General features: G+C 58.0%; 21 protein-coding genes and 1 other annotated feature (1 of these 22 running past the window's edge). Of the genes, 6 read left to right on the top strand and 15 right to left on the bottom strand.

Annotation, left to right across the window (positions count from 1 at the left end; translation table 11 throughout):
* Positions 1 to 99: 99 nt before the first annotated feature.
* Positions 100 to 768 carry a hexitol phosphatase HxpB gene (hxpB, locus tag CWM53_RS02725; protein WP_100729926.1) on the bottom strand — a complete coding sequence of 223 codons (669 nt, stop codon included), beginning with the start codon at positions 766 to 768 and terminating at the stop codon, positions 100 to 102.
* A 188-nt stretch (positions 769 to 956) separates the two neighbouring features.
* Between hxpB and CWM53_RS02720 the strand changes: the two genes are divergently transcribed.
* Complete coding sequence (locus tag CWM53_RS02720; protein ID WP_074386140.1) at positions 957 to 1,493, top strand: YniB family protein; 537 nt, start codon at positions 957 to 959, stop codon at positions 1,491 to 1,493.
* A 29-nt stretch (positions 1,494 to 1,522) separates the two neighbouring features.
* Here CWM53_RS02720 and yciA read toward each other — a convergent pair whose 3' ends face one another.
* The 5 genes from yciA to CWM53_RS02695 all read right to left on the bottom strand — a co-directional run bounded on the left by yciA (position 1,523) and on the right by CWM53_RS02695 (position 6,252).
* Positions 1,523 to 1,921 (bottom strand): acyl-CoA thioester hydrolase YciA, encoded by a 399-nt coding sequence (gene yciA, locus CWM53_RS02715; RefSeq protein WP_008807759.1) that lies wholly within the window; start codon positions 1,919 to 1,921, stop codon positions 1,523 to 1,525.
* A 99-nt stretch (positions 1,922 to 2,020) separates the two neighbouring features.
* Positions 2,021 to 4,204 (bottom strand): TonB-dependent siderophore receptor, encoded by a 2,184-nt coding sequence (locus CWM53_RS02710; protein WP_074386222.1) that lies wholly within the window; start codon positions 4,202 to 4,204, stop codon positions 2,021 to 2,023.
* A 271-nt stretch (positions 4,205 to 4,475) separates the two neighbouring features.
* The gene (locus CWM53_RS02705; RefSeq protein ID WP_008807761.1) at positions 4,476 to 5,015 is read right to left on the bottom strand and encodes a septation protein A; all 540 of its coding nucleotides are present in this window, start codon (positions 5,013 to 5,015) and stop codon (positions 4,476 to 4,478) included.
* A gap of 54 nt (positions 5,016 to 5,069) precedes the next feature.
* Positions 5,070 to 5,813: a YciC family protein gene (locus CWM53_RS02700; protein ID WP_074386139.1), complete on the bottom strand. Its 744-nt coding sequence runs from the start codon at positions 5,811 to 5,813 to the stop codon at positions 5,070 to 5,072.
* Between the two features lie 25 nt (positions 5,814 to 5,838).
* Complete coding sequence (locus CWM53_RS02695) at positions 5,839 to 6,252, bottom strand: YkgJ family cysteine cluster protein (RefSeq protein WP_061154919.1); 414 nt, start codon at positions 6,250 to 6,252, stop codon at positions 5,839 to 5,841.
* Positions 6,253 to 6,521: 269 nt separating this feature from the next.
* Between CWM53_RS02695 and ompW the strand changes: the two genes are divergently transcribed.
* Positions 6,522 to 7,160, top strand: a complete 639-nt coding sequence (gene ompW / locus CWM53_RS02690) for an outer membrane protein OmpW (protein ID WP_100729925.1) — start codon at positions 6,522 to 6,524, stop codon at positions 7,158 to 7,160.
* Between the two features lie 84 nt (positions 7,161 to 7,244).
* Here the strand turns inward: ompW and ybiX are convergent, their stop codons facing one another.
* The 3 genes from ybiX to CWM53_RS02670 all read right to left on the bottom strand — a co-directional run bounded on the left by ybiX (position 7,245) and on the right by CWM53_RS02670 (position 11,904).
* Positions 7,245 to 7,922, bottom strand: coding sequence for a PKHD-type hydroxylase YbiX (ybiX, locus tag CWM53_RS02685; RefSeq protein ID WP_074386121.1), 678 nt, complete (start codon positions 7,920 to 7,922; stop codon positions 7,245 to 7,247).
* 48 nt (positions 7,923 to 7,970) lie between these two features.
* Positions 7,971 to 10,256 (bottom strand): catecholate siderophore receptor Fiu, encoded by a 2,286-nt coding sequence (locus CWM53_RS02680; protein ID WP_100630931.1) that lies wholly within the window; start codon positions 10,254 to 10,256, stop codon positions 7,971 to 7,973.
* Between the two features lie 700 nt (positions 10,257 to 10,956).
* Complete coding sequence (locus tag CWM53_RS02670) at positions 10,957 to 11,904, bottom strand: quinone oxidoreductase family protein (RefSeq protein WP_100630929.1); 948 nt, start codon at positions 11,902 to 11,904, stop codon at positions 10,957 to 10,959.
* Positions 11,905 to 11,978: 74 nt separating this feature from the next.
* Here CWM53_RS02670 and CWM53_RS02665 point away from each other — a divergent pair, with 74 nt between their 5' ends.
* Complete coding sequence (locus CWM53_RS02665; protein ID WP_100630928.1) at positions 11,979 to 12,437, top strand: MarR family winged helix-turn-helix transcriptional regulator; 459 nt, start codon at positions 11,979 to 11,981, stop codon at positions 12,435 to 12,437.
* 43 nt (positions 12,438 to 12,480) lie between these two features.
* Here CWM53_RS02665 and CWM53_RS02660 read toward each other — a convergent pair whose 3' ends face one another.
* Positions 12,481 to 13,389, bottom strand: a complete 909-nt coding sequence (locus CWM53_RS02660) for a LysR family transcriptional regulator (RefSeq protein WP_100630927.1) — start codon at positions 13,387 to 13,389, stop codon at positions 12,481 to 12,483.
* 128 nt (positions 13,390 to 13,517) lie between these two features.
* Between CWM53_RS02660 and CWM53_RS02655 the strand changes: the two genes are divergently transcribed.
* Genes CWM53_RS02655 through CWM53_RS02645 form a run of 3 tightly spaced genes read left to right on the top strand, consistent with a single transcriptional unit; the run spans position 13,518 to position 17,193 of the window.
* Positions 13,518 to 14,828: an MFS transporter gene (locus CWM53_RS02655; protein ID WP_100729923.1), complete on the top strand. Its 1,311-nt coding sequence runs from the start codon at positions 13,518 to 13,520 to the stop codon at positions 14,826 to 14,828.
* 14 nt (positions 14,829 to 14,842) lie between these two features.
* Positions 14,843 to 15,931, top strand: a complete 1,089-nt coding sequence (locus CWM53_RS02650; protein WP_100729922.1) for a tartrate dehydrogenase — start codon at positions 14,843 to 14,845, stop codon at positions 15,929 to 15,931.
* A 2-nt stretch (positions 15,932 to 15,933) separates the two neighbouring features.
* A complete protein-coding gene (locus CWM53_RS02645) occupies positions 15,934 to 17,193 on the top strand; it encodes a glycerate kinase (RefSeq protein WP_100630924.1) in 1,260 nt (419 codons plus the stop codon).
* Positions 17,194 to 17,411: 218 nt separating this feature from the next.
* Here CWM53_RS02645 and trpA read toward each other — a convergent pair whose 3' ends face one another.
* Genes trpA through CWM53_RS02620 form a run of 5 tightly spaced genes read right to left on the bottom strand, consistent with a single transcriptional unit; the run spans position 17,412 to position 23,943 of the window.
* The gene (trpA, locus tag CWM53_RS02640) at positions 17,412 to 18,221 is read right to left on the bottom strand and encodes a tryptophan synthase subunit alpha (RefSeq protein WP_100729921.1); all 810 of its coding nucleotides are present in this window, start codon (positions 18,219 to 18,221) and stop codon (positions 17,412 to 17,414) included.
* Entirely contained in the window at positions 18,221 to 19,414 is a 1,194-nt protein-coding gene (trpB, locus tag CWM53_RS02635; protein WP_061154913.1) for a tryptophan synthase subunit beta, read from the bottom strand. The genes trpA and trpB overlap by 1 nt, the downstream gene beginning before the upstream one ends.
* Positions 19,415 to 19,423: 9 nt before the next feature.
* Complete coding sequence (gene trpCF, locus CWM53_RS02630; RefSeq protein ID WP_100729920.1) at positions 19,424 to 20,782, bottom strand: bifunctional indole-3-glycerol-phosphate synthase TrpC/phosphoribosylanthranilate isomerase TrpF; 1,359 nt, start codon at positions 20,780 to 20,782, stop codon at positions 19,424 to 19,426.
* 3 nt (positions 20,783 to 20,785) lie between these two features.
* On the bottom strand, positions 20,786 to 22,381 hold the full coding sequence (trpD, locus tag CWM53_RS02625) for a bifunctional anthranilate synthase glutamate amidotransferase component TrpG/anthranilate phosphoribosyltransferase TrpD (protein ID WP_021312925.1): 1,596 nt from the start codon (positions 22,379 to 22,381) through the stop codon (positions 20,786 to 20,788).
* Positions 22,381 to 23,943 carry an anthranilate synthase component 1 gene (locus CWM53_RS02620; protein ID WP_100729919.1) on the bottom strand — a complete coding sequence of 521 codons (1,563 nt, stop codon included), beginning with the start codon at positions 23,941 to 23,943 and terminating at the stop codon, positions 22,381 to 22,383. The genes trpD and CWM53_RS02620 overlap by 1 nt, the downstream gene beginning before the upstream one ends.
* A gap of 33 nt (positions 23,944 to 23,976) precedes the next feature.
* Positions 23,977 to 24,063: a sequence feature (Trp leader region), on the bottom strand; it runs 9 nt beyond the window's last position.

Raw genomic sequence — 24,063 nt, 5'->3', positions numbered from 1 at the left:
CAGCATAGAGGCAGGAAAACAAAATTACAATTAAAATGAAACGATGTTTTGATTTGATTGCCGGCGGCGTGACAGCGATCGCGTCACCCGCCAGCTGCCTTACCCGAGCAGGGCTTCGGCGGTCAGGGCCTGCAGTGACGGGAGCTTGACGTCCGCCAGCACGAAGCGCGGGTCGCGGCTGTTCTCCGCTTCCGGTACCACGATAGCGCGCATGCGCGCGGCTTTGCTGGCGATCATGCCGTTGACCGAATCCTCCAGCGCGACGCAGCGCTGCGGGTCGACTCCCAGGGCAGCGGCGCAGTTGAGGTATACCTGCGGGTGCGGTTTGCTCCAGGGCAGATGTTCCGCGGAGGCGAGCGCATCAAACTGGTCGCGCAGTTCGAACATGTTGAGCACTTTCTCCAGCATCACCAGCGGCGAGGCCGAGGCCAGCCCTACCTTTAAGCCCTGAGCTTTACTCAGGGCCACTGCCTCGCGTACGCCCGGTAGCAGCGGGCGTGAGGCTTCCACCAGCTCGATGGCGCGACGGATAATGCGCGCGGTGGCTTCTGCGCGATCGACGCCGTGCCACGGCTGCTGCGCGTACCACAGATCCACCACCAGGTCGATTCGCAGACCAAGCAGGTCGGGCAGTTCATCGCGGCGGCGGGTATCCACTCCCAGGCTTTCCATGACCTCGACCTCCGCCTGATCCCAGAGCGGCTCAGAGTCAATCAGCAACCCGTCCATATCAAAAATCGCGGCCTCAATGCGGCGCTTCGCTGACATATGTCCTTCTCCTGTTGCGTAATCAGATAAACGAATCGGCATTCATGGTATATCATACCGCGCGTTATTGGGCGAAATTCGCCGTGGAAGATAGACTTATACCCGACACATTCGGGTAAGCGAGGAGCGCCTGCGCCACGCAACAGGCGGCAGGCGAATCACCAACGCGTCTTTAACAAGGGGAACTCATGACGTACCAACAAGCTGGACGCATAGCGGTTATCAAACGCATTTTGGGATGGATCATCTTTATTCCCGCCGTGCTGTCGACGCTGATTTCTGTGCTCAAATTTATGTATGAGCACAGTGAAAAGAAACCCGGCATTGACGCGGTAATGATGGATTTTGCGCATGTCATGATTGAGATGATGCGCTTTAACACGCCGTTCCTGAACTTTTTCTGGTACAACTCGCCGCTGCCGGATTTCCACCACAGCCTGAACATCGGCTTCTGGATCATCTTCATTCTGGTGTTTGTCGGCATGGCGCTGCAGGCCTCCGGCGCGCGGATGGCAAGGCAGGCGAAATTTCTTCGCGAGGGGATTGAGGATCAGCTGATCCTCGAGCAGGCCAAAGGCGCAGAAGGGTTATCCCGTGAGCAGCTCGCTGAGCGGATCGTGGTACCGCGCCATACCATCCTTGTGCAATATTTCCCGCTGTATGTGCTGCCGGTGATCGTGATTATTATCGGTTACTTCTTCTTCTCGCTGCTGGGCTTTCTGTAAGCCAGGTGCCCGGTTAGCCGGGCGCCATCTTATTCTGCCGGCAGAGCCCGCGGTTTACCCTGATTATCGACGGCAACGTAGATAAACAGCGCTTCCGTCGCCTTATAGCGCTGGCCAATCGGTTCAGAAGAGACTTTTTTCACCCACACTTCGATGTTAATCGTCACCGAGGTGTTGCCGCGCTTCACACAGCGGGCGTAGCAGCACACCACGTCGCCGACGGCCACCGGGCGTAAAAAGGTCATCCCATCCACGCGCACGGTCACCACGCGACCCTGAGCGATCTCTTTGGCCATGATGGCGCCCCCGATATCCATCTGCGACATCAGCCAGCCGCCAAAAATATCCCCGTTGGCATTGGTATCCGCCGGCATTGCCAGGGTGCGTAAAACCATTTCGCCCTTCGGGGCAAGATCTGTAGTTGTCATGCTCTACTCTGTTGTGGTCAAAGACGATCAGCGGGATGCTACTATGAAAACGGGGCGGTGAGAATAGGGGAAAGCGCCCGCTGAGGCGGGCGCGGCACTTCAGAAGGAGAGGGTAACGCCGGCGTAATACGCGCGGCCAGGCTCATTGTAGGTCGAGGCGCCGGCGTTTTCGCGATACAGTTGCTTATCAAACAGATTACTTATTCCGGCGTTCAGGCGAATATCCCGGTTTAGCTGATACTGGGTACCGATCCCCACGATGGAATAGGCACCTATCTCGGTGGTGGCAAGGGTCCCGGTTTCGTTGCGAATTTCCGCATACTGACGCGGCTTCTGACGGCCATAAAGCGTCCAGTTCACATTCGCAGACAGGGCATCGTTTACCTGCCAGTCGAGCATCGTGTTAACGGTATATTTCGGGATAACCGACAGCGGATTGCCTGTCTCTTTACTTTCTGATTTGAGCATCCAGGTGGCATTGGTCCGCCAGCTTAGGACATCTCTCAGCACCGGGATCAGCAGATTTCCTTCCAGCCCCTCGACCACGGCTTTGCCGCCGTTCTGCCACTGCAGAATATTATTGCCGCTGGAGGTATAGCCCAGCACCTCGGTTCCGGAGACGATTTTGTTTTTGTAATCGTTGCGGAACCAGGTGACCCCGGCAGCGTAACCATTCAGGTTGAATTCGATACCGATCTCTTTGTTAATACTGATCTCCGGATCGAGGTCAGGGTTGCCCAGCAGATAGCAGCTGCCTTCAGCGATAGTGTTCGGACAACCGTTGCCGCGGGTGGAGAGCAAATAGCCTTCACTGGATTGATAGAGGTTAGGCGCTTTAAACACGCGCGCGATACCGGCCTTCAGCGTGAACATATCGCTCAGCGCCTGAGACAGATTGAGGCTTGGGCTCCAGTTGCTGCCAAACTGATTATGATAATCGAAGCGGATGCCGGGGATCAGGTTGGTGCCAGGCACGGCTTCGATATTATCTTCCAGATAGATACCGGTGAGGGTGGCGCTGTTTTTGGTACTACGTTGCGTAGGGTCGCCCGAGGTCCCAGGGATAGTCTCGCCGTTGCTGTTAGTGGCCTGCATTGATGCCGGGTCGTCGAGCTGGTCATGGTTCCATTCCATTCCCAGCGTCAGCGTCTGGTCCGCCAGCCAGAAGAAAGGCACATTGAATTCCGAGGTAGTACGCCAGGATTCCAGACGGCTGGTGGCATAATCCTCACTGTTGATCATGCCCTCGACGCGGCCGGTGGAGCCTTCCTGCAGGCGGGTATTGTTGGTTTTCTCGTAGTAAACACCGGCTTTGGACTGGCCCCAATCCCATAGACCGTTGTAGGTCAGTCCCCAGGACTGGCGATAGAGGCGATTAGTTTCGTGGCCGTACAGGGAGTCCACCAGCCCGTTCGGGCTAAGATTGCCGTTGCTGTACTGGGTATCACCAGCATAGATATTCCCCTGACGGCTATAGGCGTAGCTGAAATCGAGGATCTGTTGCGGGGTCATTTTCCATGACAGCAAGGCGTTAATATCTTTATTGCGTACCCCTTCGCGCCCCGCAGCGTAAGAGCCGTTTTGCGCATGGTTAATATCCCAGGCGTCGGGTTCCGTTTTATTGATATTGCCATACAGGCGCATCGTCAGCGCCTCGCCGGCGAGTGGGCCGCTGAGATTGAAGTTAGCGCGATTGGTCGTGCCTTCCTTGTTGTTTTCCGGCTGGTTGGTAAAGAAAGACAGCGAACCGTGCCAGTTGTTGGTCGGGCGTTTGGTAATGATATTGACCACTCCGCCCGCCGCGCCGGAACCATAGCGCGCGGCTGCCGGACCGCGGAGAACTTCAATCCGTTCGACCATCTCTGCAGGTACCCAGTTGCTGTCGCCCCGGGTATCGCGTTCACCGCGCCAGCTATAGCGAACCGCGTTACGTGACGTGACTGGTACCCCATCTATCAGGATCAGCGTGTTCTCCGGCCCCATGCCGCGGATATCAATCTGGCGGTTGTTGCCCCGACTGCCGCTGGCGCTGTTGCCGGTCAAGTTCACCCCGGGCATTTTACGGATGATGTCTGAGAGATCGTTGACCGGTGGCTGCTTAGCAATATCATCTGCCGTGATAATCGACACCCCGGGCTGTTGCTTAAGCACCTCTTCCGCCGTACTGCGCACAATCATCGTTTCGGTATCTTGTTCTGATTCTTCAGCAAAGGCGTTAGGGGCGAGGAGACTGGATATGACCAGCGCCAGGGTCGTGGGGACAGAATATTGCGGCGATCTCATGTAAATATCCTTTTCAAAGCAATGCAAAATGAGATCGAGAATATTAATGATAACCATTATCATTACAATGTAACGAGATGAATCTCCATAAAATCCTCACAATTACCGCAACTTTTTATGCAGTTGAGAGAAATCGTGAAGAGAGTCTGCACAGTGTGGCCGGGAAGCTGTCAGCGTATGCGCTGAGGTTGTGTGGTTGCAGGGAATGTTTGCCAGCGCAGTGAGATTATAGGGGGCGAGCGCGGCGCGCGATGGCGCGCCGGCGGAGGGGTTAGTGGTGGTCGTCCTGCGGCATATGGCGGTAGATGTAGATCCCGCTCAGCAGGGTAAAGACCAGTGTGAGGGCGGTTAAGCCAAAGACCTTGAAGTTCACCCAGATATTCTGCGGCAGCCAGAAGGCGATATAGATATTGGCCAGCCCGCAAAGGATAAAGAACACTGCCCAGGCCAGGTTAAGCCGCGACCAGACCTGCTGAGGCAGGGCCAGCTCTTTGCCCAGCATGCGCTGGATCAACGGCTTTTTCATCACCCACTGGCTGAACAGCAGTGCCCCGGCGAACAGGGCATAAATCACCGTCACCTTCCATTTAATAAACTCATCATTGTGGAAGAAGAGGGTTAATCCGCCGAAGACGGCCACCAGCACAAAGGTGATCAGCGCCATTTTTTCGACTTTACGGTAGCGTACCCAGCTGTAGATCAGCACGATAGCGGTCGCGACGATCAGCGCGGTGGTGGCGGCGTAGATATCGTAAAGCTTATAGAAGGCAAAGAAGACCACCAGCGGTAAAAAATCCAGAAACTGCTTCATACATCGATCCCGTCTTTCAGGACGGATCGGGGAAGACCCCGATCCTGGTTAAGATTAGTTGCGGATAAGCATATACACGCGGAATAAATAGATCAGCAACAGGGCGGATATCAGGTTGCTGATGGTATTGATGACCACCGCGCCGACGTTTGGCGTCAGGACAGCAAAGCTGGAAGCGAACAGTAACAGCAGAGTTTTCGCCACCAGCCAGCCAATGATAGCTGGCGCCACCAGCCGCAGATTGGCCCACGCCAGGCGCATGCTGCTGCGCATGGCGCTGAGGATACCCATTTTGTCCTGCACCAGCATGATCGGCGCAAAGGCCAGTACGATGGCCAGTAGCACGCCGGGTACCAGTACCAGCATCATCCCCATCTGCACCAGGAAGGTCGTGAAGAGGATCAACAGCAGCAGCTTCGGCAGCACCGGGGCTGAGGCGCCGATGGCGCGCAGGGCGCTAACGCGATGACCGGCAGAGACCAGCTGGATCAGCAGCAGAATGCCGCCGGCGAGGATCGCATTGCCCACCAGACCCGAGAAGGTAGATGCCGCCGAGGCGCGCAGCAGGATCTGCTGTTGCTCCGGCGTCATGTTCTGCACCAGTTCGAACAGGCCGGCGCTACCGGCGAGGTTGTCGCCTTCGCTGAGTATCGACAGCTGCTCGTCACTGGGTGAAAAGGCATGGCCAAGTACTACCGTAATAAACGCGCACAACAGCGCAATCAGCAAAATGGTAATGAACTGATTACGAAAAAAATTCCCGGTGTCACGGTAGACGGACTTCGCCGTGATAGACATGCATTCTCCTTGAGTGTTGCAGGTGTTAACTAGCCGGCGATTGTACCGCAAATCGTTCCGTCGTAGCACTCTCTGCACCATTCAGGGCAGGTATATCTTTGTAAAGAGGAATCAATGGCGGTAGGCCATAGCGCGCCCGCGCCCGGTTGCAGGCGTCATTTTCCTCACCATTCTCACCGGACATGGTGAATTCACGGCACGGGGAGGGACGGTTTTCATAAATAGTGCAGTGGACGGCGTCACCGATGTCGCCTGACAGCGCCGCGCAGCGGCTCTGTCGCTGGTTGGTGCCGCTCATGCAGCGCAGGAAAGGGGTCAGCGGCTCGGTCAGCGCGGAAGGCACCAGGCCACCCGCATCGTCGGCTTCCGCCCAGTAGAAAGAGACACGAAAATACGCACAACAGGCACCGCACGTCATGCACGGGTTGATTTCACTCATAATTACACCTGAAAAAAACGCATCAACACAGATTGTCGGCAGTTAACTTATCCAGCCGCTTCAGCGGCGGCAAGAGGGGCAGAAATATTTTTTTTCGCGAAAAGTGAAAATTGATGTGAGAAGGATTCAGGGTATTGCGATCGGTATCAAAAATTAATCTGGATCAATAAATGTTAAATCTAAGGTTTTAGTGTGATCTAAAACAGATCAAACGTAACTCGTTATAGGTATATTTGGCCGCGCTGAAAAACCATAATGAGGAAGTGGATATGAAGAAGTTAGCAGCGGCGGCATTAATTCTAAGCACGCTTTCCACCGGCAGCGTCTGGGCGCATGAGGCGGGTGAATTTTTCATTCGTGCCGGGACCGCCACCGTCCGACCGACGGAGGGCTCTGACAATGTGTTAGGCAGCCTTGGCAGTTTCAACGTCAGTAACAACACCCAGCTGGGTTTAACCTTTACCTATATGGCGACCGATAACATCGGCGTGGAACTGCTGGCGGCAACGCCGTTCCGCCATAAGGTCGGTACCGGGCCAACCGGGACTATCGCCACCGTCCATCAGTTGCCACCCACCCTGATGGCGCAGTGGTACTTTGGCGATGCACAAAGCAAGGTGCGCCCGTATGTGGGGGCTGGTATTAACTACACCACCTTCTTTAATGAAGACTTTAACGATACCGGCAAGGCGGCCAGGCTTTCCGATCTGAGCCTGAAGGACTCCTGGGGCGCGGCGGGGCAGGTTGGCCTCGATTATCTGATTAACCGTGACTGGCTGCTGAATATGTCGGTGTGGTACATGGATATCGACACCGATGTGAAATTCAAAGCCGGCGGTGTGGACCAGAAAGTCAGCACCCGTCTGGATCCGTGGGTGTTTATGTTCTCTGCGGGTTATCGGTTTTAAATCCTGCTGAAAACTGGCCAACGGATGGCCAGTTCATTGTCACGTCACATCTGTCTGCCGCAAGCCTTCGCCATCGATAGCGGATCACACTTCCGTCCACTGGCGCAGCAGGTTGTGATACATGTTGAGCAGGGAGAGGACCTCTTCTCCGTCGCCAAAGCGGGCCTTCAGAGACTGGATGGTGCGGTCCAGGTCGTAAAGCATCGCGCGCTGCTTATCGTCGCGGACCATCGACTGGATCCACAGGAAAGAGGCCTGACGTACGCCGCGGGTCACCGGGGTGACGCAGTGCAGGCTGCTGGCGGGATAGAGCACCAGATGCCCGGCCGGGAGCTTCACCCGGTGCTGGCCATAGGTGTCTTCAATCACCAGTTCACCGCCCTCATAGCTCTCCGGATCGCAAAGAAACAGCGTCGCTGACAGGTCAGTACGCATCCAGCCCGCCTCGCCGTTCTGGCGAACGGCGCCATCGACATGAAAACCGTAGGTCTCTCCTGGCCCATAGCGGTTAAACAACGGTGCGGAAATCGTCCGCGGCAGCGCGGCGGAAAAAAACTGCGGATGGCCGTGCAGCATGTCGAGCACAGTGGCCTGCAGGCGGGCATACAGCGGCGTTCGGGTATCGATCTGCTGGTTCTGTTTGACGGCCGCCCCCTGGCTGCCCACCGTAACCCGCCCGTCGACCCAGTCGGCCTGCGCCAGCTGACGGGTAAATTCCGCCACCTGGTCTGCCGAAAGCACGTCAGGAATGTGATACATCATCGCGGTGTTCTCTCTAAAAGGTGGGGCGCAACGGCCCCACGCACAGACTCAGAAGTGGACGTTCGCCGTCAGCATAAAGGTCCGGGGTTCGCCCGGATGATAGCGATAGCCGCTCTTGTTGATGGAGGCCACGTAATCGGTATCAAACAGGTTGTACATATTGAGCTGCAGATCGAGGTTGCTGTTGACCCGATAGCCCAGTTTGGCATCGGCAACCCAATAGCCCTCGGTGTGATCCGGGGTACCGACTGCACCATCGCTGCCCCGGCGCAGGCTTCCGACATAGCGCGCACCGCCGCCGACGGACAGATCGCTGGTGGCCTGATACTGCGTCCACAGCGTAAAGGCATGTTTCGGGGTGTAGGCCAGCGCGGAAGAACCATCCTGCGCCACATTCTGCCCCTCCGTCACCGTCGCATGCTGCTGAGTGTAGCCGGCGATGATCGTCCAGTCCGGGGTCAGGTTTCCGGTTACAGAAAGCTCATATCCCTCCACGCGCTTTTTGCCGTACTGCGACCAGGTCCCGTCATCGTTGGCGGCCACTTCGTTTTCAATATCGGTGCGGAATAACGCCGCGCTGAGCAACAGACGTTTGTCGAAGATTTGCCACTTGGTGCCCAGCTCGCTGGATTTCGCCTTCTGCGGCTTAAAGTCGGTTCGGTTGGCGCTGTTGCCGCTGCCGCTGGCGGCCAGGGCGAAACTGCTGCCCCCCGGCGGCTGCTGTGAGATGGCGTAGTTGACGTAGACATTTCCCTGCTCGGTTAAGCGGTACAGCGCCCCGGCTTTCCAGTTAACCAGATTGCCGGATTTGGCGGTATCCACGGTGGTGACCGGGCTGCCCGTCGACTGGCCGGGCGGGCAGGCGATAGCCCCGCGTCCGCTGCCGCCGCAGGCGGTGGCGCTGTCATATTTGGTATGGTAATTGTCGAGACGCAGCCCGCCGTTGACCTCAATCCGCTCGGTCAGCGCCAGCGTATCGAAGGCATAAATCCCGAAGGTATCGGTCTGGCCGTTGGCGTTCGCGCCGTTTCTGTCCAGCCCGCCAATCGACAGGTTGCTCACCGGATGGTAGAGATTCACCGCCGGCGCGGTCATGGCGTTCACGCCATAGTTGGTCTGGTTTTCCCGGGTAAACTCCACGCCGGCGCTGACGTCATGGCCTATCGAGCCGGTATTGAAGGTCGAGGTGATATTGGTCTGGTTGGTCAGAATGCGGTTGCTGACATCTTTGGTATTAACCAGACGCGACCAGCTCCAGGTGTTGACGTCATTGATATCGGGGGCGGTGATATTGCTCGCGCCGCCCATCACCGCGGTCAGGAGATACTCCTGTTTCACCCGCGACCAGCGGGTGGTATTGCGCACGGTGGTATTGTCCGTCAGATCGTGCTCGAAGCGCAGAGTGCCGCTGTCGGTGGTGGATTTATCATAATCGGAGTCGGTGCCATAAAAATTGCTGGTATCGACCTTACCGGCGGAGTTGAGCGCGGCATACTTCGGCGAAGGCGCCGAATAGCCCGGCAGGCCGACGGTGGGGATCCCGCCATCCGGGGTGTTGTTCTGCCGGACGTGCAGATAGTTCAGATACAGACGAGTTGGGGTATCGAGGCCGAAGGCCAGCGACGGCGCGATGCCATAGCGTTCGTTTTCAATGCTGTCCCGACCGGCGTCATGGGTTTTTTCCCCCATCAGGTTCAGACGGAACGCGGCGTTGTCGCTAAACGCCTGGTTCAGGTCGAGAGTTCCCCGACGCGACCAGGCGCTGCCGATGCTGGCCGAACCGTCGATCCCGGAGTCAAGGCGCGGCTGCTTGCTGATCATATTGATCGAGCCGGAGGGCGCGCTGCGGCCATAGTCCGTGCCGGCGGGTCCTTTGATGACTTCCACCTGCTGGGTATTGAAGGTATCGCGCGTCACGCTGCCGATGTCGCGAATGCCGTCCACATAGATGCTGTTAGAGGTATCCACGCCGCGCATGTAGATGGCATCCCCGGTAGATGAGCTGCCATTCTCACCGGCATAAAACGCCCCGACGCCGGGGACGTTTTTGAGGGCGTCAGTCAGGTTGGTGACGCCCTGGTCTTTAATCACCTGTTCCGGGATCACGGTGATGGTGCGGGTGGTATCGACCAGCGGTTTATTGAACTTGGGATCGGCGGAGGCGCCGGGAGAGTAGAGTGAAGGCGGAGTGGCTTCCACCACCAGCGTCTCTTCACTATTTTTGACTGATTTTTCCGCTGCGATGCCCGTTGCCGGTGAGGCCCCCAGACACAGACCCGTAAACAATGCCAATGAGTTGAAACTGCCAAACGGCAGAGAAGCGTTTTTTTCCATGATAAATGCAGGCTTATTTTTTGTTATGAGCACATACCACACCGCGCAAAAGCGACGTTATTCGTCGTCTGGCTTGCGCTGACCCGGTGTGATTCTATAAATGATAAAAAGAATAGTTATCATTCGCCTTAATATTTACATAGAAATGTTGACGTTTAAACATATTTCTTCATCGCAATTTACATAGTTCATAAATTTTGAACGAAAATGGCGGTATTGAAGCAAAAGAGCGGCAGGAAGAGGCCGCTGGCCAGCCGCGCCGCGAGGTGACAGGCGCCAGGGCTAACCTGGCGCTTCGTGGTTTTTGGCATAAAAGATGCCCTCCTTCTGCGCGAGCAGAACGCCGTTCTGGAAATTGGTGTAATGAAAAATAGGGGACCACCGATCCCTCTGCTGGCACTGTTCCGCGACCGCGTTATTGGGGGGACGACCAGCGAGCGTTCTCCCGCCGCGTGACGGAGAACGATGCCGGGCCGTATGTCATCTGGAGCAGGTGCCGGGCCACCGCTGGCGGCAGCAACTGGTGCGAGAAGTGTGTCGCGGATAAAAAAAGCCCGCACAAGTGCGGGCAAAAATACTGGAAGCAATGTGAGCAATGTCGTACTGAATACCTGAGTTATTTACTCAACTATTCAGTAATGAGAAAGATAATATTTCTCATTTAAGATATCAACCCCATCTTTTGTGCGGAAGCGATTTTTTATCCGAGGGTGAAAACCGTACGCTTCTGACTGTCGTCCCGCGGCCAGGCCGCCGCGATCTCCTGCAGCGGCCGCGGGGTGGTGGCGATGGTCAATTTACCCGGCACCGCCGCCTGCAGCATTTCACCCGTCGCCGCCAGCAGCTGCGGCATCGACAGGCTACCGATACCGCTGCCCATCAGCAGGAGCGGGGCGGATCGCAGAACTGCGCCATTTAACGCGATATCGGCGCCAGCCAGGGACCCCACCTGCACATAGCGTACCGGTCTGCCGGCTGGGGTATATTTCGCCAGGGCCGGCAATAACAATTCCGCTCTGCGTCCCCACAGGTAATCGATGACCACGTCAATCTGCGCGGCGCTGGCCGCTGAAAATTGCCCGCTCAAGGTTTTATCATCAGCGGTTAACTGAATACACTCATCGGCGTCCAGCGCCGCCAGCGCCTGCGCATTACGCCCGGTCGCAATGATTTTTTTTGCCCCCAGATAGCGGGCAATCTGCACCGCCAGCTGACCGGCGCTGCCGGTGGCGCCGTTAATCAGCACCGTTTCACCGGCCTGGAGCTGGGCGCGAGTCACCAGAGACGCCCACGCGGACATGCCGGGATTGGCCATCGCCGCCGCGTTAACATCATCGAGCGCATCCGGCAGCGGCAGGCAATTCTGCAGGGCAACCGGCGCCCGCTGCGCCATACTGCCGAAGGGAGCGGTGGGGAAGGCGAAGTAGACGCGCTGGCCCTGAGGTGTGGTGCCGACGCCATCGATACCGGGTACAAAAGGCAGATTGCCGTCGAAGCTATAATGACGTCCGGATGCCCGGGCCTTAACCACATGGCTCATCGCGGCGGCGCGGACGTCAATGAGCGTCTGGCCGGCAGCGGGCTGCGGCTCGATAAAATCGGCCCAAACCGGGCCTTCTGCGAGGTCAAAAACCACGGCTGCTTTCATAAATTCTCTCCTGTCGGGAATTATGTGTAAAATACACATATTGTTTTGCAGCACTATACGCGGAAAATTAATATATGCAAGATGCACATAATGACTACGACATTACCGACTTTCACGGCGCGCTACTGGATATCATCAGCGTGATGAACCAGCCGCTGCGCGACGAGCAGATCCTCCAGACGGCCGGCGTCCAGCTGGAACAGATGCTGTTTCCGCTGCTGGTGGCGGTAGGGCGCCATGGCCCGGTGGGGGTTGTTGAGCTGGCGGATCATTTAGGGCGCGATTACACCACCGTCAGCCGCCAGGTGAAAAAACTGGAAGCCCAGGGGCTCGCCTGTAAGCAACCTAACCGTCATGACCGACGGATCAGCGAAGTGACGCTTAGCGCCAGCGGACAACAGATGATCGACAGTATTGCGGTAGCGCGGCGGCGGTTAATGAATCAGGTGCTGGCGCAGTGGCCGGAAGAGGAAGTGCAGGCGCTGTTTCGCTTAACGCGCAAATACGCCGACAGTTTGCTGCAACCAGGCTAAATTCTCGCGTGTTGCCGCCTGGCGCAACAATCTTCTTTCTCCGTCACAAATCACGGGTCAGCTCGTCGATGTTGTCGGAAAGTATCTCCAGCAGGGATCGTACATAGATATTGTTATTTCCCTGATGCCACATCGCGCTGAGGGGAAGGCCTTCGATATGTTTTTTGGGCGTGAGCGCAAGGTATTTCACGCCGTCCGCATTCATGTCTTTATAGGACGCTGGCACCAGAGCAATGCCGAGTCCAGCGGCAACAAAACTCAGGATAGTCTGCTTCTCTTCAGCATACTGCGCGATGACAGGCATGCTGCCTCCCTCTTTGAAAATATTCATTGTCAGGTCATGGCTGTGACGCCGGGTGCGTCTTTCCGGCAAGATAACCGGCTCGTGTCGGAAATCATCGATACTGACTTCGTCATAACTGACCAGCCGGTGATGAGCGGGCACGGCGAGCACGCAGGTTTCATTAGCGATAAAACGCGCTGTCAGCGTGGCATCAATATGTTCAGGCGGGCGTACAAAGACTACATCCAGCCATCCTGAAATAAGTCGGGGAATCAGCTTGTGAGATTTATCTTCCGTAAGATGAATATCTGCCTCAGGAAAACGTCTGACAAAAAGATTCAGCAATTCAGGAAGTAATCCTTTGGCTGCGCTGTCGATAGCCCCGATCCGCAAAGTTCTTTTCTGTAACAGGCTATTTTTACGGAATCGCTGCCGTAGCGCATCGAAATCAGCAATGACCGTTTTGGCCTCATTTAAAAAGGCGGCACCTTCAGGCGTTAGCGACACATTGCGGGTCGATCGATTCAGTAGCCTTATCCCCAAATCATCTTCCAGCAGTTTGATGAAGCGACTCAGTGACGCAGGCATCATTTCGAGTTTACGGGCAGCCCGGCCAAAGTGAAGCTCATCACCTAATACCACAAAGCAACGTAGCTGATTTATATCCATTTTTTCACCAAAACCTGATTATACAAATTATTTATATAAAGCTGCGCCGATGATAAAGCGATTCAAAACTTCATACTGGGATTATTACAAAACGATAACAACCCTACATCACTATGGAGCATCCCGTCATGAATAACGACCTCGAAAAGAAGGTGATGCGCAAGGTTACCCTGCGCATTATTCCTTTCATCATGCTGCTGTACTTCATCGCCTTCCTTGACCGCGTCAATATTGGCTTTGCCGCTCTGACCATGAACCAGGACCTGGGGTTTTCACCCACCGTTTTTGGGCTGGGCGCTGGCATTTTCTTCCTGGGTTACTTTCTGTTTGAGGTGCCGTCAAACTTAATTCTCCATAAAGTGGGCGCCCGTATCTGGATCGCCCGCGTCATGATCACCTGGGGATTCGTCTCTGGCTGCATGGCTTTTGTGCAGGGCACGACGAGCTTCTACATTCTGCGTTTTCTGCTCGGTGTGGCGGAAGCCGGTTTCTTCCCGGGGATCATTCTCTATCTCAGCTACTGGTTTCCTGCCGCCAGGCGTGCGCAGGTCACTGCCATCTTTATGGCCGCAGCTCCCCTGTCTACAGCACTGGGATCGCCGGTTTCGGCCGCACTGCTGGAGATGCATGGCTTCCTCGGCTATGCCGGCTGGCAGTGGATGTTTGTCCTGGAAGCTTTGCCGGCGCTGGTGCTCGGTGTTGTGGTTTTGTTCTTTTTGACGGATCGCCCGGCCAAAGCCAAATGGCTGACAGAACAAGAGCGTGCCTGGCTGGAAAACACCCTGCACGCTGAGGAGCTGGCGCGGGCGGCAAAACAGAGCCATTCCAGCGCATGGCGGGGACTGGCGGATATACGCGTCCTGGCGCTGGCCCTGGTCTATTTCGGTACCTCCGCCGGGCTGTATACGCTTGGCATCTGGTCCCCGCAAATCATTCGCAGTTTCGGTGCTTCCTCGCTGGAGATTGGTTTCCTGAACGCTTTTCCGGCGGTGATCGGCGTCATCGCCATGATCCTCTGGGCGCGTCATTCCGATCGAACCAAAGAGCGGAGCTGGCACGTGATTGGCGCCTGCCTGCTGGCGGCTGGCGGGCTGATATACGCCGGTAACGTCAGCACATTGTTTACCGTAATGGTCGCCTTAACGCTGGTCACCGTGGGGATTAGCGCATCAAAACCCCCGCTGTGGAGCATGCCAACCCTGTTCCTCAGCGGCCCGGCTGCGGCCGCTGGCATTGCCGCTATCAACTCCATCGGCAACCTCGGCGGTTTCGTCGGGCCGATGATGATTGGCGTGATCCGCGAGCAAACCGGTAGCTACAGCTGGGGCCTGTACTTTGTCGCCGGATTGCTGGCGCTCTCGGCCCTCGTGGTCGTGATTCTCTCTGCCAGAGCGAACAAATCGCCGACAGCAGAGCTTCCACATCCTCATACTCATTAACTGGAGAAATAACGATGCGTCACTACAAAATTGCTGCTATCCCTGCGGACGGTATCGGACCGGAAGTCATTTCGGCAGGTATTGAAGTCTTGCACGCGCTGACGCGCCACGATCCGCAACTGAAATTTGATGTAGAGACCTTTGACTGGGGGTCAGACTATTACAAAAAACATGGCGTGATGATGCCGGAAGAAGGACTGAACATGCTGAAAGCATTCGATGCGATTTACTTCGGTGCGGTGGGCGCGCCGGATGTCCCTGACCACATCACACTCTGGGGCCTGCGCCTGCCTATTTGCCAGGGCTTTGACCAGTACGCCAATGTGCGACCCACCAAAATTCTGCCGGGCGTCACTTCACCGCTGCGCAACCGCGGGCCGGGCGATCTTGACTGGGTCATCGTGCGTGAAAACTCCGAAGGTGAATATTCTGGTAACGGCGGCCGTGCGCACCGTGGTTTACCTGAAGAAGTCGGTACCGAAGTGGCAATCTTTACCCGTGTTGGGGTAACGCGCATTATGCGCTATGCCTTCAGACTGGCGCAGTCCCGGCCACGTAAACTGCTGACCGTGGTGACCAAATCCAACGCCCAGCGCCATGGTATGGTGATGTGGGATGAGATTGCCGCCGAAGTGGCGCAGGAATTCCCGGATGTGCAGTGGGACAAAATGTTGGTCGATGCCATGACGCACCGTATGACGTTGCATCCCCAGACCCTGGATACCATCGTTGCCACCAATCTGCACGCCGATATCCTTTCCGATCTGGCTGGCGCGCTGGCGGGTAGCCTGGGCGTAGCGCCGACCGCGAATATTGATCCTGAACGCCGCTTCCCTTCCATGTTCGAACCGATTCATGGTTCCGCATTCGATATCACCGGCAAAGGAATTGCGAACCCCATTGCCACTTTCTGGACCGCGGTACAGATGCTTGAACATCTGGGCGAACGCCATGCCGCTGCGCTGATTATGGAAGGCATTGAGTATGTGTGTGAAAAAGGCATTCTGACGCCAGATGTCGGTGGCTCAGCCAATACCGCGGAGGTGACACGCGCCGTGGTGCACTACATTGACGCTAAAGCTGACATTGCCGAGACCGCATAACCATGAATAACGAACAGGCTGCAGAGATCCTGCAGGATATCTTTCAACATGCGGTCAACAGTGCCCGTGCCGGGCCGGTGACCCTGGCTAACCTGCCGGAAAAACCTCGCGGCCGTTGTGTGGTGATCGGTGCGGGTAAAGCGTCCGCGGCAATGGCGGCTGCCGTAGATGCGGCCTGGCCGGATGTGGCGGTGTCGGGCGTGGTGGTGACGCGTTACGGTTACGCGGTTCCTGCGGGCCGCATCCGCATTATTGAGGCGGCTCATCCCGTATCGGATGCCATGAGCGAGGTTGCCGCAATGCTGATTGTGGAGACGCTGCGCGGTTTAACTGCCGATGATCTGGTGCTGGCATTGATTTCAGGGGGAGGGTCGGCGCTGATGGCGCTGCCCGCCCCGGGGTTAACGCTGGCAGATAAGCAGACCATCACCCGGGCCCTGCTCCATAGCGGGGCCAGCATCAAAGAGATGAATCTGGTACGTCGTCATCTCTCAGCGGTGAAAGGCGGAAAGCTGGCGACCATGGCGCAACCGGCGCGCATCGTATCACTGATTATCAGCGATGTGCCTGGCGATAATCCGACGGACGTAGCGTCTGGCCCCACCGTTGCCGATAACAGCGCACCACGTGATGCGCTCCGGGTACTGCAGCGGTATGGCATTGCGATCCCGAAGCCCGTTAGCGAACGGCTAAACCAGCCGGCCGGCCCGATGGAAAACGCCGCGACAGGCGAGGTCAGGCTTATCGCCACGCCGGCGATGGCGTTAGCGGCGGCGGGGCTGGCCGCACGACAACATGGGCTCACCCCCCTTATTTTGGGGGATGCGATAGAAGGTGAAAGCAGGGAAGTGGCGGTGGTCATGGCCGGTATGGCGAAATCGGCGAAGCAGTATGGTCACCCGATTTCAGGGCCTGCTGTACTGTTGTCAGGTGGCGAAACCACGGTGACAGTAAACAACACTCAGCCTGGAAAAGGGGGCCGCAATACCGAGTTTTTACTCAGTCTGGCCTGTGCGCTCCAGGGGGAACACGGTATCTGGGCCATGGCGGGAGACAGCGATGGTATTGATGGCACAGAAGATGCCGCAGGCGCGATCGTCTTCCCGGATACGCTTGCGCGCGGCAAGCTGAGCGGTCTTAACGCCGTGCAATATCTGGATGGCCATGATAGTTATTGTTATTTTCACGCGCTTAATGATTTGCTGATCACCGGCCCGACGTTAACCAACGTCAATGATATTCGGGCAATATTGATTGCCTGACTGTATCGCTCTCCTGTGCCAGGGAGAGCGATATTTTTCCCTTTCAACATAGTTCAAATCTTCGGCATCCGCCCGCCATCCATTTCCACGTTAAAGCGCATCGCCTGGCGCCAAGGTGTCGATCATCATTCCGTCTGATGTGTTGGCGTGCAAGATGACATGGAGGGGAAGGTAACGCGAGGAAATCGCCGCCTGGCGCAATACCAGGCGGCTAACGGTCAGGCGGTTTTGGTCGCCGCCTTCAGGCTCTGGACGAAGGCTTTCAGTTCGTCGAGCATGATCTGCGGCTCCACGAGGTGGCGTTCGATGATTTTGACGATGGCGGAACCGGAGATAGCCCCGGCGGCCCCGGCGTCAATGGCGGCGCTCACCTGCTCCGGCGCGGAGATGCCAAAGCCCTGCAGCGGCGGCGCGGCGTGATATTCCGCCAGCTTCTCCACCAGGTGGTGCAGCGGCAGTGCGGCGCGATTTTCCGCACCCGTCACTCCGGCGCGCGACAGCAGATAGGTGTAGCCGCGGCCATAAGAAGCAATCTGGCGCAGTAAATCGTCATCCGCATTGGGCGGGCAGATGAAAATCGGCGCGATGTTATGGCGCATCGCCGCCTGGCGGAACGGGGCGGACTCTTCCACCGGCACGTCGGCCACCAGCACCGAGTCGACGCCGACGCGTTCGCACTGGGCATAGAACGCATCGATGCCCGGGCTGAAGACGAGGTTGGCATACATCAGCAGGCCGATTGGGATCGTCGGATGCTTCTGGCGGATCGCCGCCAGCATCTCAAAGCACTGCGCCGGGGTCACCCCGGCGGCGAAGGCGCGCAGGGCCGCGCCCTGGATGGTCGGGCCGTCCGCCAGCGGGTCGGAGAAAGGGATCCCCAGCTCAAGGGCATCGGCGCCGCCTTCGATCAGCGCATCGATAATTTTGAGCGACTGCTCCGGTCCCGGATCGCCAAGGGTGACAAAGGGAACGAAGGCGCCTTCCTGGCGATTTTTCAGTTGGGCAAACAGCGTCTCATAGCGTTCCATCAGATTTCCCCTCGCGCTTTCAGGATGTCATGTACGGTGAAAATGTCTTTGTCGCCGCGACCGGAGAGGTTAACCACCAGCAACTGCTCTTTTTCCGGATTTTCGCGCATCATCTTCAGCGCGTGGGCCAGAGCGTGAGAGGACTCCAGCGCCGGGATGATCCCTTCGTGGCGCGAGAGCGCTTTAAACGCGTCCAGCGCTTCGTCGTCGGTGATCGACACATAGTCAGCGCGACCGGTGCTGTTCAGAAACGCGTGCTGCGGCCCAACGGACGGGAAGTCCAGCCCGGCGGAAATGGAGTAAGACTCTTCGATCTGGCCGTCGGCGGTCTGCATCATCGGCGACTTCATACCGAAGTAGATCCCCACGCGGCCATGCTTCAGCGGCGCGCCGTGCTCGCCGCTTTCGATACCGTGCCCGGCCGGTTCCACGCCGATCAGGCCGACGTTGGTTTCATCAATAAAGTCGGCAAACATTCCGATGGCGTTTGATCCGCCGCCGACGCAGGCGATCACCGCGTCTGGCAGGCGTCCTTCTTTTTCGAGGATCTGCGCTTTGGTCTCTTCACCAATCATGCGCTGGAATTCACGTACAATGGTTGGGAATGGATGCGGACCGGCGGCGGTGCCCAGCATATAGTGCGCATTCTCGTAGCTACCAGACCAGTCGCGCAGCGCCTCATTACAGGCATCTTTCAGCGTGGCGGAGCCGCTGTGCACCGGGATCACCTCGGCGCCCATCAGGCGCATACGGAAGACGTTCGGCGACTGGCGCTCGACGTCCTTGGCGCCCATGTAGATACGGCATTTCAGACCGAGCAGGGCGCTGGCCAGCGCTGAGGCGACCCCGTGCTGACCGGCGCCGGTCTCGGCGATAATTTCGGTTTTGCCCATCCGTTTGGCCAGCAGGGCCTGGCCCAGCACCTGGTTGGTTTTGTGCGCGCCGCCGTGCAGCAGATCTTCGCGTTTCAGGTACAGGGTGGTGCGAGTACCTTCGGTCAGATTCCGGCATTTGGTCAGGGCCGTCGGACGTCCGGCGTAGTTTTTCAGCAGGTCAGTGAATTCCGCCTGAAAGGCCGGGTCCTTCTGCGCGCTGACAAAGGCTTCTTCCAGCTGGCGCAGGGCGGGCATCAGGATCTGCGGCACATACATGCCGCCGAATTCGCCGAAGTAGGGGTTCAGTAAAGTGCTCATTATTGCTCCTTAATATGCGCGCAGCGTCTGGAATACGGAGGCCAGTTTGCTGGCGTCTTTAATCCCGGGTTGCGACTCTACGCCTGAATTGAAATCGAGTCCGGCACAGCCGCTTTTGGCCGCTTCCACACAGTTATCGGCACCCAGGCCACCCGCCAGCATGACGTTGCGCAGATCCTGGCCCTGCAGCAGGCTCCAGTCAAAGCGCTGGCCGCTGCCGCCCTGGCCGTTGTCGAACAGGTACTTGTCAACATGGCGGAGCGTACGGGCCGGGAGGGTTTCGCCAACGCTCAGCGCTTTCCAGATGCGGACGTTGTCCGCGAGGGCGTCGCGCAGCGCGTCGATATAGGCCTGGTCCTCATCACCGTGCAGCTGCACGGCGGCCAGCCCCAGAGCCTGCGCGCGGGCGACCACCTCGTCCAGCGGCGCATTGCGGAAGACGCCGACGTACTGCAGCGGCGCAGCGGCGATCACCGCTTTGGCCTGCGCGTCATTCACCGCCCGCGGCGAGGTCGGGACGAAAATCAGGCCACCGTAGATGGCGCCAGACTCCCAGGCCACCTGGGCATCCTGCGGGCGCGTCAGGCCGCACACTTTGTTCTCGCCGAGCAGCACGCGTTTAACCGCCGCTTCCAGATCCGCCTGCTCCATCAGGGCGGAGCCGATCAGGAAGCCGTTGGCGAAGTGGCTCAGCTCGCGCACTTCAGCATAGGTATGGATGCCGGATTCGCTGATCACCGTGACATCCGGGCCGAGACGCGCCGCCAGCTGACGGGTGCGGTTAAGGTCAATCGACATATCGCGCAGGTTGCGGTTGTTAATGCCCACCACCTTCGCCTTCAGGGCGATGGCGCGCTCCAGCTCCTCTTCATTGCTGACTTCGGTCAGCACGCCCATATTCAGGCTGTGCGCCACCGCGGAGAGCTGGCGGTACTGCTCATCGTCGAGCACCGAGAGCATCAGCAGGCAGGCATCGGCCTGATAGTAGCGCGCCAGGTAGATCTGGTAAGGGTCGATGGTGAAGTCCTTACACAGGATCGGCTGCGGCGCGACCTTGCTGACGATCGGCAGAAAATCGAAACTGCCCTGGAAATATTTCTCATCACACAGCACTGAGATCGCCGAGGCGTAGTGTTTGTAGATGCTGGCGATCGCCGCCGGATCGAAATCTTCGCGAATCAACCCCTTCGACGGCGAGGCCTTTTTGCACTCGAGAATAAACGCGGTGCGGGTGCCGGCCAGCGCGTCATAGAAATTGCGCTGCGTCGGGACCACTTCACTCTGAAAACTGGCTAACGGTTGTTGTTGTTTGCGGGCTTCTACCCAAATCGCTTTGTCGGCAACGATTTTTGCTAAAACGGTCTGCATTCTTTACCCTCTTGCCGCTAAGGCGGTCACTCTGTCATAGGCCGCGCCGCTGTGCAGCACATCCAGTACCTGCTGAGCGTTAGCTTTCAGATCTTCATGCCCGTGTAAACGCATCAACATGGCGACGTTGGCGGCGACGGCGGCTTCGTGAGCGGCTTCACCTTTACCTTGTAGCAAGCGCGTCAGAATGTCACGATTTTCTTCCGGCGTGCCGCCCGCCAGCTGCGCCTGATGGTAAGGCGTCAGGCCGAAGTCGTCAGCGGTCAGCTGATAGCTTTTAATTTCCCCGTTATGCAGTTCGGCCACCACTGTGGGCGCATGCAGCGAGACTTCATCCATCCCACCGCTGTGCACCACCGCCGCGCGCTGATAGCCCAGCACGCGCAGGGTCTCGGCGATCGGCAGCACCAGTTCCGGGCTGTAGACGCCAATCAGCGCCAGCGGCGGATGCGCCGGGTTAATCAGCGGCCCCAGCACGTTAAACAGGGTACGGGTCTTCAGTTGCTGACGGACCGGCATCGCATGGCGGAAACCGGTGTGGTATTTCGGCGCGAACAGGAAGCAAACCCCCAGCTCATCGAGCGCCGTGCGGGATTTATCGGCGTTCATATCGAGATTGATGCCGAAGGCCGCCAGCAGGTCAGAAGAGCCTGATTTACTGGAGACGCTACGGTTGCCGTGTTTCGCCACTTTCAATCCGCAGGCCGCAGCGACAAAGGCGCTGGCGGTGGAGATGTTGATGCTGTTGCTGCCGTCGCCACCGGTGCCGACGATGTCAGCAAACAGGTAGTCCGGGCGCGGGAACGGCGCGGCGTTTTCCAGCAGCGCGGTGGCGGCGCCGGCAATTTCCTGCGGTTGCTCGCCGCGCACTTTCATACTGACCAGCGCGGCGGCCAGTTGCTCAGGTTTCACTTCACCGCGCACGACGGCGGAGAACAGCTGGTGGCTCTCCTGCTGGCTCAGGGTTTCCGCCTGGTACAGCTTCTCAAGGATCGGCTGGAGGGTGTTAGTGTGCTCCAGCTTCTGCAGCGCCCAGGCCAGGGTCTGCTCCAGCAGCCGTGCGCCCTGAGTGGTAAGGATCGATTCCGGATGGAACTGGAAGCCGCACACCCGGTCCGCATCGTGACGCACCGCCATCACCATGCCGTTGAAATTGGCGTTAATCGTCAGCCCGGCGGGAATATTGCTGCCAACCAGCGAGTGGTAGCGCGCCACCGGCAGCGGGTTAGCCAGACCGGCAAACATGGCCTGGCCGTCGTGCTCAATGCTGGAAGCTTTGCCATGGAGGATCTCGCCCGCCTGGCCGACATAGCCGCCGTAGGCTTCAACAATGGCCTGATGACCGAGGCAGATGCCGATGATCGGCAGCTTGCCACGCATACGGGTCAGCAGTTCCGGCATGCAGCCAGCTTCGCTCGGCGTACCCGGGCCCGGGGAGAGCATCAGCACCGGGTTGTCCATGGTGCCCAGACGCTCAATCAGCGCCTGCGCCGGGACGGAGTTACGGTAAATCACCACGTTATGACCATTGGCCCGCAGCTGGTCTGCCAGGTTATAGGTGAAAGAATCGATATTATCGAGCAGCAGAATGTCAGCCATCAGAAAATCTCCTTCGCGTGATGGGCCTGGGCAATGGCGCGCAGCACCGCGCGGGCTTTATTTCGGGTCTCATCCGCTTCCGACTGGGGAACCGAGTCGAGCACAATGCCGGCTCCGGCCTGGACGGTAGCGATACCCTCCTGCACGTAGGCGGAACGGATGACGATGCAGGTGTCGAGGTCGCCGTGGGCGGTGAAATAGCCCACCGCGCCGCCGTAGCTGCCGCGGCGTTTACCTTCGGCGGCGGCAATCAGCTGCATGGCGCGGACCTTCGGCGCGCCGCTGAGGGTGCCCATGTTCATGCAGGCGCGGTAGGCGTGCAGCACATCGAGATCCTGACGCAGTTCACCCACCACCCGGGAGACCAGATGCATCACGAAGGAGTAACGGTCAACCTTCGTTAAATCGGCGACATAGCGGCTGCCCGGGGTGCAGATGCGGGCCAGGTCATTACGCGCCAGGTCCACCAGCATCAGGTGTTCGGAAAGCTCTTTATGGTCGGTGCGCATTTCCAGTTCGATGCGGCTGTCAAGATCGCGATCCAGCGAGCCGTCGGCGCGGCGGCCGCGTGGCCGGGTGCCGGCGATCGGGTAGATCTCAATCTGACGGCTGACGGCATCATATTTCAGCGAACTCTCCGGCGAGGCGCCGAACAGGGTGAAATCGTTGTCCTGCATAAAGAACATGTACGGGCTGGGGTTGCTCTTCTTCAGCACATCATAGGCGGCCAGCGGCGACGGGCAGGGCAGCGAGAAGCGACGGGAAGGGACCACCTGGAAGATTTCCCCGGCGCGGATCGCGCGCTGCATTTTACGCACCACCGCACCGTACTCTTCATCGCTCTGGTCAACGTCGCACTGCATTTCGGTCACGGTGGTGACCGGCAGCGGCGCCGGCGGCTCGTTCAGCTGCTGACGCAGCTGGCTCAGGCGCTGCTCCAGGCGCTGCTTTTCACTTTCCAGCGGGGTGAACAGGCTGGCCTGAATGCGGGTATGCTTGGTCTGATGGTCGATGACCAGCAGAGTTTCTGCCAGATAGAAGCAGTAGTCCGGGCAGGCGGTGTCGCTCTGCAGCGGTGGAAGATCTTCAAAGCCGGCGACCAGGTCATAGGCGAACAGGCCGCCGAAGAACATCGCTTCACGCTCGTTGGCCGGGACGGTCACCAGCTCCTGCAGGAGACGGAAGGCGTCAAACACCGACAGTGAGCAGAGACGGGCGTCTTCATCGAGCAGGGTGCTGACCGCGGGGAAGGTCAGGATGCGGCCGTTGGGCTGGCGCTGATTGGCGATCCCGGAGGGCAGCGCGCCGTCCAGCAGTTCCAGCAGCGCGGCGCCGTTAGCGGAAAGGGCCTGAATAGTGACAGTGTCACCAAGGGCGGTGATGCGCAGCGCGCTGTCGACCAGCAGCAGGCTTTTTAAGTCATCTTTGCTGTCGATGTCAGCGGATTCCAGCAGCAGCGTGGCCGGACGGGCGCCGCACAGTTGGTGGAATAACTCCGTCGGGTTCTCCCGGTAGATGGCGTCGCTGGTGAGAAGCTCGAGTGCCGGTTTGGATGTTTGCATTATTGTTCTCGCCTGTTCGTATTATTTTTGTCCAATAAAAAGCCCGCTCATTGGCGGGCCGGGTATCTGTATGCTGAATGCAAAACGCGATCACGCCGCCCGAAGTCAGGAGGTGCGCCA

This window comes from Klebsiella sp. A-Nf5, assembly GCF_002810545.1.
In the GTDB taxonomy this organism is placed as follows: Bacteria; Pseudomonadota; Gammaproteobacteria; order Enterobacterales; family Enterobacteriaceae; genus Klebsiella; species Klebsiella variicola.
The sequence above is the reverse complement of the archived record's forward strand: the minus strand, read 5'-3'. Positions and strand labels throughout refer to the sequence as shown.